The sequence below is a fragment of the Blautia sp. AM29-29 genome (genome assembly GCF_003480555.1).
In the GTDB taxonomy this organism is placed as follows: Bacteria; Bacillota; Clostridia; order Lachnospirales; family Lachnospiraceae; genus Fusicatenibacter; species Fusicatenibacter saccharivorans.
Genome location: NZ_QUJD01000003.1, coordinates 21,614 through 36,296 on the forward strand (window position 1 = coordinate 21,614; position 14,683 = coordinate 36,296).

At 48.9% G+C, this 14,683-nt stretch carries 12 protein-coding genes; 1 reads left to right on the forward strand and 11 read right to left on the reverse strand.

Annotated elements, in window-relative coordinates:
- Positions 1-13: 13 nt before the first annotated feature.
- The 7 genes from infB to glgB form a co-directional block, all read right to left on the reverse strand.
- Positions 14-2,623 (reverse strand): translation initiation factor IF-2, encoded by a 2,610-nt coding sequence (gene infB, locus DW769_RS02905; protein ID WP_334291847.1) that lies wholly within the window; start codon positions 2,621-2,623, stop codon positions 14-16.
- 95 nt (positions 2,624-2,718) lie between these two features.
- On the reverse strand, positions 2,719-3,030 hold the full coding sequence (locus DW769_RS02910) for a L7Ae/L30e/S12e/Gadd45 family ribosomal protein (RefSeq protein WP_055221524.1): 312 nt from the start codon (positions 3,028-3,030) through the stop codon (positions 2,719-2,721).
- Positions 3,014-3,292 (reverse strand): RNase P modulator RnpM, encoded by a 279-nt coding sequence (rnpM, locus tag DW769_RS02915; protein ID WP_022462929.1) that lies wholly within the window; start codon positions 3,290-3,292, stop codon positions 3,014-3,016. Before rnpM ends, DW769_RS02910 begins: the two co-directional genes overlap by 17 nt.
- 30 nt (positions 3,293-3,322) lie before the next feature.
- A complete protein-coding gene (nusA, locus tag DW769_RS02920) occupies positions 3,323-4,507 on the reverse strand; it encodes a transcription termination factor NusA (protein ID WP_117804402.1) in 1,185 nt (394 codons plus the stop codon).
- Between the two features lie 31 nt (positions 4,508-4,538).
- Entirely contained in the window at positions 4,539-5,006 is a 468-nt protein-coding gene (gene rimP, locus DW769_RS02925; protein ID WP_022462927.1) for a ribosome maturation factor RimP, read from the reverse strand.
- A gap of 167 nt (positions 5,007-5,173) precedes the next feature.
- Positions 5,174-6,046 carry a mechanosensitive ion channel family protein gene (locus tag DW769_RS02930; protein WP_022462926.1) on the reverse strand — a complete coding sequence of 291 codons (873 nt, stop codon included), beginning with the start codon at positions 6,044-6,046 and terminating at the stop codon, positions 5,174-5,176.
- A gap of 3 nt (positions 6,047-6,049) precedes the next feature.
- Complete coding sequence (gene glgB, locus DW769_RS02935; protein WP_118749982.1) at positions 6,050-8,776, reverse strand: 1,4-alpha-glucan branching protein GlgB; 2,727 nt, start codon at positions 8,774-8,776, stop codon at positions 6,050-6,052.
- A gap of 101 nt (positions 8,777-8,877) precedes the next feature.
- On the opposite strand from glgB, the gene DW769_RS17375 reads away from it, so the two are divergent.
- Positions 8,878-9,132 carry a DUF6783 domain-containing protein gene (locus DW769_RS17375; RefSeq protein ID WP_416388117.1) on the forward strand — a complete coding sequence of 85 codons (255 nt, stop codon included), beginning with the start codon at positions 8,878-8,880 and terminating at the stop codon, positions 9,130-9,132.
- Here the strand turns inward: DW769_RS17375 and DW769_RS02940 are convergent.
- The 4 genes from DW769_RS02940 to DW769_RS02955 form a co-directional block, all read right to left on the reverse strand.
- On the reverse strand, positions 9,057-10,292 hold the full coding sequence (locus DW769_RS02940) for a hypothetical protein (RefSeq protein WP_118749942.1): 1,236 nt from the start codon (positions 10,290-10,292) through the stop codon (positions 9,057-9,059). The genes DW769_RS17375 and DW769_RS02940 overlap by 76 nt on opposite strands.
- A gap of 341 nt (positions 10,293-10,633) precedes the next feature.
- Positions 10,634-11,938: an ATP-binding cassette domain-containing protein gene (locus tag DW769_RS02945; RefSeq protein ID WP_270423095.1), complete on the reverse strand. Its 1,305-nt coding sequence runs from the start codon at positions 11,936-11,938 to the stop codon at positions 10,634-10,636.
- A gap of 12 nt (positions 11,939-11,950) precedes the next feature.
- Positions 11,951-13,699 carry an oligopeptide ABC transporter ATP-binding protein OppD gene (gene oppD, locus DW769_RS02950; RefSeq protein WP_118749943.1) on the reverse strand — a complete coding sequence of 583 codons (1,749 nt, stop codon included), beginning with the start codon at positions 13,697-13,699 and terminating at the stop codon, positions 11,951-11,953.
- Positions 13,700-13,712: 13 nt separating this feature from the next.
- Entirely contained in the window at positions 13,713-14,681 is a 969-nt protein-coding gene (locus tag DW769_RS02955) for an ABC transporter permease (protein WP_118749944.1), read from the reverse strand.
- Between the last annotated feature and the right edge of the window lie 2 nt (positions 14,682-14,683).

The following is a 14,683-nucleotide window of genomic DNA, read 5'->3' on the forward strand; positions in this document are numbered from 1 at the left end:
TAATTCCTCATTTCTATCTCGGCACTTCTACCATGATATAAGCCTCGACCTGATCGAACTCCTGAAGATCGTTGAATCCTTCAAATACAAGACCGCACTCATAGCCGGAGCGCACTTCTTTGACATCGTCTTTGAAACGTTTGAGGGATGCCAGATTTCCTTCGAAGATCTGGTTTCCTTCGCGGCTGATTCGAACTTTGCAGCCTCTCTGGAACGTTCCGTCCAGTACATAGCTTCCGGCGATCGTTCCGACACCGGATGCCTTGAAGAGCTGACGTACCTCGGCATGGCCGATAACTTTCTCTTCGTAAACCGGCTCAAGCATACCCTTCATGGCTGCCTCAACATCCTCAATTGCCTGGTAGATGACACGGTACAGACGGATGTCTACGCCGTTCTGCTCTGCCATGGATTTTGCGTTCGCATCCGGGCGTACGTTAAATCCGATAATGATGGCGGAAGATGCGGTTGCCAGCATAACGTCGGACTCGTTGATCGCACCGACACCTCCGTGGATGACGCGTACGGCAACTTCCTCGTTGGAGAGTTTGACAAGACTCTGTTTTACTGCCTCGACAGATCCCTGTACATCGGCTTTGACAACGAGTGCCAGTTCTTTTAAGTTACCCTCCTGAATCTGGTTGAACAGATCATCCAGGGACATCTTCGCTTTTGTCTCCTCAAGCAGGTTCTTCTTGTTCTCTGCCACGAAGGTTGCTGCGAAGTTCTTTGCTTCTTTATCGTTATCGGTCTGAACGAGGATCTCTCCTGCGTTCGGAACATCGGAAAGTCCGAGGATCTCAACCGGAGTAGACGGGCCTGCCTCTTTGACGCGGCGTCCCTTATCATCCATCATCGCACGGACTTTACCGGAGCATGCGCCTGCTGCGATGTAATCGCCGACATGCAGGGTACCTTTCTGTACCAGAATGGTAGCAACCGGTCCTTTTCCTTTATCCAGCTCAGCCTCGATGACAAGACCTCTTGCTTTCCGGTTCGGGTTTGCTTTCAGCTCGAGCACTTCGGAAGTCAGAAGGATCATTTCCAGCAGATCGTCGATACCTTCGTTGTTCTTTGCAGATACCGGAACAAATACGGTGCTTCCGCCCCAGTCCTCCGGAATCAGTTCGTACTCGGAGAGCTCCTGTTTTACACGCTCTACGTTTGCGCCTGGTTTATCGATCTTATTGATCGCAACGATGATCTCAACGCCGGCTGCTTTTGCATGGTTGATTGCCTCAACGGTCTGCGGCATCACACCGTCGTCTGCTGCGACAACGAGAATGGCGATATCCGTTGCATTGGCTCCACGCATACGCATAGCAGTGAATGCCTCATGTCCCGGGGTATCGAGGAACGTAATCTTCTGTTTGTTGATCGAAACGGTGTATGCACCGATGTGCTGGGTAATACCGCCAGCCTCGCGGTCGGTGACATGGGTGTTCCGGATGCAGTCCAGAAGAGATGTTTTACCGTGGTCAACGTGTCCCATAACGCAGACTACCGGCGGACGCGGAACCATGTCTTTTTCATCCTCTTCGTCCTCTTTTAAGAGCTCTTCGATCACATCGACTTTCTCTTCCGGCTCAGCGATGATGTTATAATCAAGCGCGATTTCCTGTGCTTTTTCGAAATCGATCTCATGGTTTACGGTAACCATCGTTCCTTCCATGAACAGTTTCTTTACGATGACTGCCGGCTGCATTTTCATCTTCTCAGCCAGCTCGCGGATAGTCATTTTCTCCGGCAGGGTAATCTCCTTTACCTCATCCTTCGGAGCTTCCTGTTTCGGTTTGTTGACCGGTTTCTGGAGCGCTTTCGGGAGTCTGGACTGCTGATGATGTCCCTGGTTCGGACGGTTTCCGCCTCTTCCTCTGTCTTCACTGAATTTATTTTCTCTTAAAGAATCTTTGTTTTTGTCTTTTTCTTTTCTTCCTGTATCACGGCCTGGCTTCTTGATGCCAAGGCTCATTGTATCGCCTGCAGAGCTCTTATGCTCGGTTCTGCGGCGGTCTCCTCCCGGACGGCGGTTCTGATTCTGGGAATCATCATCCTTTCCTGCGAACGGTCTTCCGCCATTATTTCCCGGTCTGCCTCCGTTTGGACGTGCGGAACGCTCACCGAATGGTCTTCCGCTTCTCTCACCGTTTCCGCTTCTTCCGCCGTTATTGCGGTCTCCTCCCGGACGGTCTCCGCTGCGGTTCGGGCGGTCTCCATTGTTTCCGCCGAAGCGGCGTTCTCCCTGCGGACGGTCTCCGCTGCGGTTCGGGCGGTCTCCGTTATTGTTGAAGCGGCGCTCTCCCTGCGGACGGTCTCCATTGCGGTTCGGACGGTCTCCGTTATTGTTGAAACGGCGCTCTCCCTGCGGACGGTCTCCATTGCGGTTCGGACGATCTCCATTTCCGCCGTTTCCGTTTCCACGGTTCGGACGGTCCTCGCTTCTTCCGTTTCCATTGCGGTTTCCTTCCGGACGGCCGTTTCCGCGGGACGGACGGTCTTTTTTCTGTCCCTGGTTCTTTGTGAACTCTTTTGCTTCTTTACTTGTTGCGTTCTGCGGACGCACAACGGAAATAATTTTCTTTTTCTTCGGTTTTGCCTGCTCTTCCGGTTTCTTCATTTCCATATTTTCTGTATCTTTCTTTTCCAATGATCTTTTCTCCTCTTTCTGCGGTTTTCGTGTTTCCTGCATCCATCCACCGACCTTTCCGGCCTTACGCCTTACGCTTCTGCCAACAATGCTGCTATTTTTTCTGCAAAATGCGCTTCACATACGGCAAGGGAAGAACGGTATTCTCTTCCGATGGCTCTTCCAAGCTGCTCTTTGTCCCCAAAAAGAATGCATGGCACTTTATAGTATGCACACATATTGCGAAATTTCTTCTGTGTATTGGCCGACGCCGTTTCCGCCAGAATGACAAGGTATGCGCTGCCGCTCTTTACGGCCTGCTCGGTCGCAAATTCGCCGCTCGATACCTTACCCGCCTTCATGGCAAGGCCCAGCATGGATAATCCTTTACTTTGACTGTTCAATCTTCGCAAATGCCTCCTTTAACTGCTCATAAACCTCTGATGGAATTTCTGCCTTCAGAGAACGGGAAAGTCCTTTGTTTTTCATTGCTTTCCCCAGACATTCCAGAGAGCAGACATAAGCACCGCGTCCGTTCATTCTTCCGGTTGTGTCCGGAACAATCGTTCCTTCGGTGGTTTTCACCACGCGGATCATTTCTTTTTTGTTTTTCATTTCATTGCAGCCAATGCATTTACGCAGCGGCACTTTACGAACTGTACTCAAATGCTCATCCCGCCTTTGTTTTTATTTTAATTACTCTTCGTCTCCGGCTTTCTCTGCTGTTTCTACATCATTCTCGTCGAAGTTTTCTTCTGCAGAGATGGTTTCCTCCTCTGCTGCGGACTCATCGTAATTGTCCTCTTCCTCGTATTCCTCTTCTTCTACGTAGTCGAAGTCTCCTGCCTCGCGTGCCTGGGTCTCGCTCTTAATGTCGATCTTGAATCCGGTCAGACGTGCGGCAAGTCTTGCGTTCTGTCCCTCTTTACCGATGGCAAGGGAAAGCTGGTAATCCGGAACGATTACTTTTGCGGTCTTCTCATCCGGATCTGCCATAACGGAGATAACTTTTGCCGGGCTCAGTGCGTTCTCGATCAGGAGTGCCGGGTTCTCATCCCATGTAATGATGTCGATCTTCTCTCCGTTCAGCTCATTGACAACCGCGTTGACACGGCTTCCGTTCATACCGACGCATGCGCCGACTGCATCGACGTTCGGATCGTTGGACCATACTGCCATTTTCGTACGGCTTCCTGCCTCACGGGCAATGCTCTTGATCTCTACGATGCCTTCTGCAACCTCGGAAACCTCAGACTCAAAGAGACGTTTTACGAGTTCCGGATGGGTACGGGATACCATGACTTTCGGTCCCTTGGTTGTATTCTTTACTTCCAGAACGTATACTTTCACACGCTGGGTCGGCTCAAATTTCTCGCCTTTGACCTGCTCGTTCTCGGTCAGCAGAGCGTCTACTTTACCGAGGTTGATGCTGACGTTGCGTCCTACATAGCGCTGTACCACACCGGTAACCACATCGTGCTCTTTCTCGAAGTACTGATCAAACAGAACTTTACGCTCTTCCTCACGGATCTTCTGAAGAATGACGTTTTTGGCATTCTGGGTTGCAATACGGCCGAACTCTTTGGATTTGATTTCTACCGGAACGATATCGCCGAGTTCATAGCGGGAGTCTGCACGTTTTGCATCGGAAAGGGCGATCTCCATGATCGGATCCTGTACCAGATCAACAACGGTTTTCTCTGCTACGACTTTGAAATCACCAGTCTGGGCGTTGATGCTTACCTTTACATTATCTGCTTTGCCAAAATGGTTTTTACAGGCCTGGATCAGCGACTGCTCAATTGCCTCAAGCAGGGTATCTTTGCTGATATTCTTCTCTTTCTCAAGAACTTCAAGGGCCTCCATTAATTCTGTATTCATTTTTCTCTTTTCCTCCTGTATCTGCGTCTGTTTAGAAATCAAATGCTAAACGGATCAATGCAATATCGCTTTTCTGGAAGACGCGCTCTGTTCCGTCCTCCTCCAAAATGGTCACACTGTTATCATCATATGCGGTGAGTATTCCGTAAAATTCCCGGTTTCTCTCGATCGCACGGTATGTCCGGATTTCCAGCTCTTTTCCCATGCTTCTCTTATAGTCTTTCTCTTTTTTCAGCGGACGTCCAAGGCCCGGGGAGCTGACCTCCATGATATAGGCGTCATCGATAAAGTCCTCTGCGTCCAGCCGGTCAGAAAATGCACGGCTGACGATTTCGCAGTCATCTACGGTAATTCCGCCTTCTTTGTCGATGTAAGCACGCAGGTACCAGGTACCGCCCTCTTTGACATACTCCACATCCACCAGTTCAAAACCATTGGCTTCTACAATCGGAGTGATCAGTTCTTCTGCCTTCTGTTCGTATTCTTCTCTTCTGCTCAAATCCTCACCACCTTTTTTGATTTAGGGAAACTTTCGAAAAATTCTTTCATTTCCCTGTACACAAGAAAGAGTGGACGAAATCGTCCACTCCTTAACAGTCACTTATTAACAACTTTACTATAGCACCTTTTCCGTGCAATTGCAAGGGTTAATTTTCAAAATATCCTTTATTTATCGCCTTTTCCGGCTTTTTTGTTCGCCGGTTCCGGGCAGATGTGGACATCGAGCTGGTTATACGGGATGGAAATTCCCGCCGCGTCAAACTCTTCTTTGATGCGCTCATTCATTTTCCATTTGACCGGCCAGTAATTTTCCGTTGCGACCCAGGCGCGCAGACCAACCGTGATCGCGCTCTCGCCCAGCTCATCTACGAAAAACTGCTGCTCCTCCGACTGAAAATGCGGCTCCTCCTCAACGAGGCGACGCAGGATGTCCTTCGCTTTTCTGATATCGGACTCATAAGAAATGCCGACTTTGATTTCCAGCTTTCTGCGGTCCATTGCCGTCACGTTGATGATGGTGTGGTTCGTAAGATTGGCGTTCGGGATCATGATGGTACGGTTGTCGATGCTGTTGATTGTCGTGTAATACATCTCAATCTTTTTGACCGTTCCCTCCTGACCTTCGCCCGGGAAGATGATGTAGTCACCGACCTTAAATGGCTTCAGCAGCAGAATCATCACCCCGCCTGCAAAGTTTGAGAGGCCGCCCTGCAATGCCAGGGATACGGCAACGCCGGCGGAGGCGATGGCTGCTGCGATCGACGCTTCGGATACGATACCGAGCTGAACGATAATGGTCAGCACCAGCAGCGTGTTCAGACTGTATTTCACCATGGAAACGGTGAAACTGACCACCGCCTCCTCCGTGTGAAAACGCCGCATGTTTTTCCGGATCAGACCGCAGAGCCACAGGATCAGTTTGCGTGCAACCAGAAACAGAATTACTGCAAACACGATCTTCAGCACCAGATCGGCAGCCGAAGAGGCCTTGTCGATCCAGTATTCATAGACTCGTTCCGCCGCTGTCAGATTCACCATGTGTTATCTCTCCTCTGTCTCGAATTTTCTCTGCAGCTCCTCGCCGAGTTCACTCATGCCTGTGCTTTTTTTCGTTTTTGTCTCTGGTTTTGCCTCTGATTTTGCTTCCGACTTGGTTTCCGGCTTTGTAGCCGGCTTCTTTTCCGGATCGGCGGCTGCGCGGTATTTTTCCACGGCTTTTGCTGCCTCTGCCGCTGCGGATTTTCCGGCTTTCACCAGCTTGTCCACCGTCTGCTCTACCGTTTTCACCGGTTTGCTGTCGATCGCCTGCTTTACGGCTTTCTCCACCTTCTCTGTCGCAGTCGTAGTTCCCTGCTTTTTCTCTGCGGTTTTCACCGTTTTTTCCGATACCTTTTTCTCTGCTTTTTTCTCTGCTTTTTGAGCAGTCTTTGTTGTTTTCTTTGCTTTTACTGCTTTTACTGCTTCTTCCGTTTTTCCAGCCGGTTTTCCCTTCTTTCCGGTTTTCTTCTCTGCTGCCGCTTTCGCTGCAGTTTTTGCCTTTGCGCTCTTATTGCTTGCAGCGCCCGTCTCCGGCTTCGTATAAGAAAATACCTGAACAGAAAGCGGTGCGAGTTTTACGGTAATCGAGTTTTTCCGCTCGTCGCACTCTGTTTTTTTCGACATTTTCACGCGTGGATTTCCGACGCCTGTTCCGCCATAGCTTTCCGCATCGCTGTTGAACATCTCTTTGTACTTTCCTGGATACGGCACACCAATGCGGAAATCATCGTACTCGACATTCGAGAAGTTGCATATGACAAGCAGCGTATCTTCTTTCTTCCTTGTTCTGCGAAGGAAGATCAGAAGATTCTTTTCCCACTCCATGCCATTGATCCACTCAAAGCCCTCCGGCTTTTCGTCAAGCTGATACAATGCCGGATTTGCTTTGTAGAATGCATGAAGTGCCGCCATATAGTTCTTTAACTGCAGATGTTTCTTGTCCTCAAGAAGCTCCCAGGACAGGGACTGTTTCTCATTCCACTCTTTTTCCTGTCCAAATTCCTGTCCCATAAACAGAAGCTTCTTTCCGGGATGCACCATCTGATAAGCGTACGCCAGACGAAGATTTGCCATTTTCTGCTCCGGTGTACCCGGCATTTTGGTATACATGGATCCCTTCAGATGAACCACTTCATCGTGCGACAGACTCAGCATGAATTTCTCCGAGTATGCATATACCATAGAAAAAGTCAGCTGATCGTGATGTGCCCCGCGGTATACCGGATCGTTTTTCATATATTCCGTAAAATCATTCATCCAGCCCATGTTCCACTTGTAGTCGAAGCCAAGTCCTTCATCGTCGAGTTCTCCCGTCACCTTCGGCCATGCGGTCGATTCCTCTGCGATAAGAAGCGCATCCGGGAACTCTTTTTTGAAGATGGAGTTCAGATGTTTTAAAAATTCGATTGCCTCAAGGTTCTCATTTCCGCCGTAGATATTTGCGACCCACTCCCCGTCCTGCTTGCCATAATCAAGATACAGCATCGAGGCAACCGCATCCATACGGATTCCGTCGGCATGGTACTCTTTTGCCCAGAAAAGCGCATTGGCGATCAGGAAGTTCTTTACTTCCGGTCTGCCGTAATTGTAAATCAGCGTGCCCCAGTGTGGATGGGATCCCTGTCTCGGGTCAAAATGCTCGTACAGACACGTTCCGTCAAACGCAGAAAGTCCGAAGGTATCGCGCGGGAAGTGTGCCGGTACCCAGTCGAGAATAACACCAATGTCGTTCTGGTGCATCGTATCCATAAAATAGCGGAAGTCATCCGGCGTTCCGTATCGTGCTGTCGGTGCGTAATAGCCCGTTACCTGATAACCCCAGGATTCATCGAGCGGATGCTCCATCACCGGCATCAGCTCAACATGGGTGTAGCCGAGCTCTTTCACATAAGAAGCCAGCATCGGAGCGATCTCACGGTAGTTATAAAATTCACGGCCATCGTCCGGTTTTTTCCAGGAGCCAAGATGCACTTCATAAACAGAAATCGGCGCTTTGTCGCCCTGTGTGACACCACGCTTCTTCATCCAGTTCTCATCCTGCCAGGCATATTTTCCAAGATCAACCACAACACTCGCATTGTTCGGACGCAGCTGTGCTGCATTCGCGTATGGATCCGATTTCAGATACGTCAGACCGCCCTTTGCCTTAATTTCATATTTATAGATGTCGCCCGCGCGAACACCGGGGATAAAGAGCTCGTAGATTCCGGACTCCAGAAGATTCATCTGATATGCTCTTCCGTCCCAGTTATTGAAATTTCCGACAACACTGACACGGATCGCATTCGGTGCCCAGACAGCGAAGTAAACACCGCTGATACCATCGATCTTTACCGGGTGTGCACCCAGCTTCTCATAGATGGAATAACAGATGCCGTTTTCAAACTGTTTCTGTTCCTGCTCGGTGAACTGCATCGGATAGGCGTACGGATCGTAATGCTCCATCTGGTTTCCGTCGCCGTCCCAGTAGATCAGCGTATAGGACGGAATTTTCTTTCCTGGAAGCAGCACAGCGAAAAATCCCGCCTCATCCTCGCAAACCATCTCGGTCTGTTTTCCGTCGCGGATCGTATGTACGGCTGCACGGGTTGCATCCGGGAAAAACGCCTGAATCAAAACACCATCCTCCGTTACGCGCGGGCCTAAGATATCTCTTGGATGATTCTCCTCAGAATAGACCACGGCTTCTATTTCCGCCCAATCCATATAATCGTATAATTTTTCTTCCATTTTCAAAATTATAACCCCTCCTTTTTTATTTTACGTGCTCTCGCTGCTGCTTCCCCCATACAAAATCGCATAAAAAAGCACTCATTCATGCCAGAGCGTGTTTGAAAAAAGCTTTTCGTGAGCTGCGAGTCCCATTTTCAGCCCAAACGGTCTGCAGCAACCGGATAAGGTCAAAACAGATCGCGAAGTGGGGCTTGCAGATTGTGGAAATGATTTTTCAAATTCTGTTTTTATTCTACCATCCTAACTGCGATTGTACAATGCAAATCTGGTTTGTTTTTTATTCATTTCCTACGATTACGGCAAGATCTTCATCTGTCGTCTGCATCTCATCGTCCTCAAACCAGATGCTGTAAATGTTCTGTGAAGTCAGTGTTTCCAGGGACTCCCTGGAAAGCGATTCGGCCTGATAATCAGAAAATGCTGCAAGCAGCGTATTGGCACAGCCATATTCACCGGAATAGACGATCAGTTCGGATGCTGCTGTGTGGTCTTTTCCGTCTGCCGCGCTAAGATACGGCGTGCACATCGTTTTGTCCTGATACTGATAATAGCGGTACGCATCCGGGCTGCCCGCCTGGTAAGCGTGGAAAAACACGATGCTTTTCGGTCCTTCATACGTCATTGTTCCGTATGACTGGATTTCGTTCCCGGAAAGATGATACAGCGGATACCGGTACTCTTTTTCTCCCGTTTCATCGAGACAGCGCACGAAACCGTCCTTACTGGAAATAATGCCGAGCTGATAGCCCTCGCCGCGAATCGTATCCGCCAGATAATCAATCAAAAAAGCATTTTTCATCCAGAAAAAGTCGAGATATGCGGTATAGCCCATCTCTGCGGCATACGCCTGATACGCGTCTGACACATGCAGACAGACCTGGTTTTCCCCTGACAGCTCCAGTGAAATATCATCCGGGTTCTGTGTAAAGGCAGCAACTGCTGCCGTTTCTTCTGCTGCCGCATCGTTCCGGTTCGGATCAAACTGCGCTGCAGCCGCATCATCATTGCTGGCGCAGAGATTTTCCAGGGACGCATACAGCGGTCCCAGATAAATTTCCCGGCAATTGGCATCGGATACTTTTTTCAGTGCATCGTATAAAACCGGATCTACCGTCAGCACTTCATTTGGATGTTGGTTGATATCATACAGGTTTGTCACATCCTCAAAGCTCTCATCTATATTGAAAAGCCGGTAGCCTTTCACCGCCGCATCTGTGTAAAGCAGCGAAAGTGCCTTTGCCTCCCCGCCTGCGGAAACCCCGCTTGCGCCAACGTTATATTTCAAGGTAAAATCCTCACCGCAGTTCAAATCCGCGCCTGCCTTTACACTGATCTCACGCCAGCCGGAATCTCCGTGCAGAAAGTTCATAAAACCATACACCAGAAAACCGGATCCAATCGCCAGAAGCAGTACTACAAGCAGGATGCGCCGTCCGACATTTTTTTCGGAAAGCCAGACCTTCTGTACCGGCTTTGGCAGCCGTCTGTTCGGATCTTTTACTGTTCTTCCCATTCTGTTGCTCCTCTTTCCTTTTATTTTCTTTTTTGCTGTGATTTATTGTCCCAAAAAACACATCTCCCGTCAAGTAAAATCGGAACGGAATTCTTCTCACGCTTCTCTTTTGTGAACCGGCATAAGAAAGCGTTCTGCCCGGAAGGCTTTTTGATTTGCAGGAAAGTTCAACGAAGCTTCCTGTAAACTATGAGAAACACGCTCCGCGAGTTTCTCAAGTTATCGCGGCAGTCGCCAAGGTCTCGTGCAAGCACGGACTTTGGCTCGTTGCTCGTGTAAATCAAAAAAAGCGGCACCGGAACCTTTTTTCTGGTTCCGGGCCACTTTTTCTTTCCTGTCCACTATAGGGCAACTAAAATCAATGCAATGATAAAGATCAGGAGAATCACGGCAAGTACGGCAAATCCGTACAGCGCGCCCTGCTTGCATGCTTTGTAGTTGTGATAGTACTGTTTCTTTTTGTATACCATCGCTGCGATGATACCGATGATCGGGAAGAAGAATGACAGCACTTTGTACCAGACGCTTCCGGTATCGTGAACCGGAGTTTTCAGGAATTCATCTTCTGCCTTGGAAAGATGAACCTCGTGGTTCTCCTCTTTTACTTCCTCGCCAGGCTTTCGGATGGTGATCGGCTGCAGCGGCTCTCCCTTTTCACGGAGTGCCTTGTACTCTTCGATCTCTTTTTTATTTCCATATACAAAGTGGTTGTGTCCGATATCCACGAATTCCGGTTTGTCCACGGAATAATCATGGATGGACGGGTCGTAGGTGTACAGCACCTTATTCTTCTCGAGCTGCGGATCCGGAATCGGAATCGCAGAAATCAGAGAATGCGTGTATGGGTGCAGCGGGAAGTTAAACAGCTCCTCTGCATCCGCAACCTCTACGATATTTCCTTTGTAGATAACACCGATACGGTCGGAAATGAACCGAACGATGGAAAGGTCATGAGCAATAAACAGATAAGTAACCTGTTTTTCTCTCTGGAATTTTTTCAGCAGATTGAGGACCTGGGCACGAATCGATACGTCCAGTGCGGAGATCGGCTCATCGGCTACAACCAGCTCCGGCTCCATAACCATGGCACGGGCCAGACCGATACGCTGGCGCTGTCCGCCGGAGAACTCATGTGGGTAACGGGTCAGGTGCTCCGGCAGAAGACCAACTTCGTTGATCATGTTCTCTACCTTTTTCACACGGTCTGCCTCGTTCTCGTACAGATGGAAGTTGTAAAGACCCTCGGATACGATGTAATCGACCGTCGCACGCTCATTTAACGATGCGGCAGGATCCTGGAATACCATCTGAATGTTTCGGATAACCTCCCGGTCCAGGGAATGCGGAATCTTGCCGGAAATTTTAACACCCTTGTACAGGATCTCTCCTGCGGAACACGGGTTGACACGAATGACCGCACGGCCGATCGTGGTCTTTCCGGAACCGGACTCGCCTACGAGGGAGAAGGTTTCTCCCTTGTAGATGTCAAAAGAAGCATTTTTTACCGCTTTGACTGCGTCATCGCCCTTGCCGAAAGTGATATCTACATTTTTTACCTGCAGTAAGATTTCTCTTCCATTTTCATCAATCGGACCATGCTCCGGCAGATGCGAAACAGTGGTCTTGCTTTCCTGCTTTGTAGACACTTTCAAACTCTCCTATAAGTTATATGCTTTTAACAGTTTTTCGTGAATATTCTGAATAGCCTCCGGCTTCTCCGTCTTCGGTGCTCTCGGATCCAGCAGCCAGGTTTTGGCGTAATGGGTACCCGTTACTTTGAACATCGGAGGCTCTTCCAGTGTGTCGATTTTCAGACAGTACTGGTTACGCGGTGCGAACGGGTCTCCGATAATCTTGTTGTACAGAGACGGCGGGGTACCGGTAATCGAGAACAGCTTTGTATTCCGCTCCGCAAGCTGCGGCAGGGAAGAAAGCAGTGCCCAGGTGTACGGATGGCGCGGGTCGTAGAACAGCTCTTCTACATTCGCAAACTCGATGATCTGTCCTGCGTACAGAACGGCAACACGGTCAGCGATATTCGCTACGACACCAAGGTCGTGGGTAATAAACACGATGGTATAGTTGTACTCTTTCTGAAGGTCCTTGATCAGCTTCAGGATCTGCGCCTGAATCGTAACATCCAGCGCAGTTGTCGGCTCATCGCAGATGAGGATCTTCGGACGGCAGGAAAGTGCAATCGCGATAACGATACGCTGTCTCATACCGCCGGAATACTGGAACGGATAATCATCGAAACGCTGCTCTGCGTTCGGAATACCAACCTTTTCCATCAGCTCAAGCGCCTGTGCCCTTGCTTCCACTTCGCTGACATGCTGATGCTTCATGATAACAGACGTAATCTGTTTTCCGATTGTGATGATCGGGTTCAGGGAAGTCATCGGATCCTGGAATACGGTTGCAATTTTCTTACCGCGGATCTGACCCCAGTCATTCGGATCCTGGATTTTTGCCAGATTGATGATACAGGTTCCATGAAGCTGCTCCGGTGTCTCATCCAGATAGCGTACGCGGAAGGTAGCCTGGTCAAAAACGCCGTTTCGCTTCTGCTCATCGTTCAGATCCACACCGCGCTCCATTGCAGCTTTGAATGCCTCGTGCAGCTTTTTGATCATGCGGACTTTTTTGCGCAGTTTGTAACGTCCAACGGAAAGATAGATCTCTTTGGCAAGAATCTCATTTCTCTTTCTTGTCTCGTCCGTAATTTCTTTTGCTGTCAGGCCGGCATACTCTTTTTTGTACTCTGCCATCTTTGCATCATACGCCTGATTGTAGGCCGTATCGTTCATGGCAGCCTGTTTGTGTGCCTTGATTTTTTCTTCTTTTGCTTTCTGCAGAGCCTTAATCTCTCCATCCAGTCTGGAAATCTCCGCGGATGTCTCTTTGATTTTCGCTTTTTCTTTGGAAGTATCGAGTGTCTGCTTATAGTTGAAAAGTTCGGTTCTCTTTATTACAAGTTCCTTGATTTCAGCATCTGCTTTCTCACGCTCTTCCTCGCTCAGCGTCATTTTTTCTTCTTTTTCCTGCTCCAGCGCCTTCATTTTCAGGAATACTTCTGAACCATATTCCAGTTTGGAATACTCATTCAGTTTTTCCCAGGTGGATGCGATGGTCTTTTTCGCATAAGAATTCAGCGGCACAACGGTATCGCTCAGCTCGGCATCGTTAAAAATGATATCTCCCTGATCGATGAAGCCGTTGCTGTCCAGCATTCCTGCAAACGCTTTTGTGAATACGGATTTACCGGCACCGGATTCTCCTACGATAGCAATGGACTCATTCTCGTAAATATCCAGCGTTACGCCCCGGATTGCCGTCAGGATACGGCCGCGGACACGGAATTTTACCTGTAAGTCCTTAATCGATAATAATACTTTTTTATCTTCCATGCGGCTTTCCTTCCTACATATGTGTTCTCGGGTCGGACGCATCTCCAAGGTTCTGTCCAACTACATATAATACTACGGTGATAATTGAAGCGACAACAACCGGACTCCAGAATTCGAATCCCCATCCCGGTGTCAGCATGGCACCCTCAGCCTCATAGATCAGTCTTCCCAGAGACATGTCAGAAAGTCCCATACCGATGTAAGCCAGGAACACCTCGTAAGAGATGTAGGACGGAATCTCAGTTGCCGCCAGAGTAACAATGACAGATGTCATAAACGGGAGAATATTCTTCATCGCAATGCGGAAAATCGAAGTTCCAAGACATTTTGATGCCAGATTATACTCTCTGTCACGGATGATAACGACCTGCGTACGGATAAAGTACGCGATGGCAAGCCATCCGGTAACGGTCAGTGCAAATACCATGGTCCAGAAGCTCGGAGAAAAGATAAGCACCAGGACGGAGATCAGAAGTACATACGGAATATTTCCGATGATGTTGTAAACCTCCATCATGAAGACATCAACCTTCTTCGAAAATCCCCAGACAGATCCGACAATCACACCAATCGAAAGGTTGATGAGCGCACAGATAAATGCCAGGGAAACTGAAATTCTGGAACCAAACCAGACAGCATCAAAGGTCGACTGTCCGGAAGCACCGGATCCTAAAATCCAGTGAATATTGAATCCAAGCTGCTGCAATGCTTTGCTTGGAGACAGATGTTTTGTCGCGCCGTTCATCAGATTGGCGAAACGGTCGTACTCCACAAAGAGCGGATACACATACGTCATCAGCAGAATCACACCCAGGAGGCAAAGTACGGCAATATTGATTTTTTTCTTAAAAAATACGCGGAACACGGAATGCCAGTAGGAATATCTCGGAGCCGTAATTTTCTCAGACTCCAGAGAGCTGTTATCTATAGGAGAAAACAGTTCTTCCTCAGACAGACCGAATTTATCTAAATCATAATTCATAA

Bases quoted from the DNA above. Each gene is read 5' to 3' on its own strand.
- DW769_RS02930 (WP_022462926.1), bottom strand. From the start codon at position 6,046: ATGGTGAATCTGACAGCGGCGGAACGAGTCTATGAATACTGGATCGAC.
- infB (WP_334291847.1), bottom strand. From the start codon at position 2,623: ATGGAAATGAAGAAACCGGAAGAGCAGGCAAAACCGAAGAAAAAGAAA.
- glgB (WP_118749982.1), bottom strand. From the start codon at position 8,776: ATGGAAGAAAAATTATACGATTATATGGATTGGGCGGAAATAGAAGCC.
- DW769_RS02955 (WP_118749944.1), bottom strand. From the start codon at position 14,681: ATGAATTATGATTTAGATAAATTCGGTCTGTCTGAGGAAGAACTGTTT.
- DW769_RS02940 (WP_118749942.1), bottom strand. From the start codon at position 10,292: ATGGGAAGAACAGTAAAAGATCCGAACAGACGGCTGCCAAAGCCGGTA.
- oppD (WP_118749943.1), bottom strand. From the start codon at position 13,699: ATGGAAGATAAAAAAGTATTATTATCGATTAAGGACTTACAGGTAAAA.
- nusA (WP_117804402.1), bottom strand. From the start codon at position 4,507: ATGAATACAGAATTAATGGAGGCCCTTGAAGTTCTTGAGAAAGAGAAG.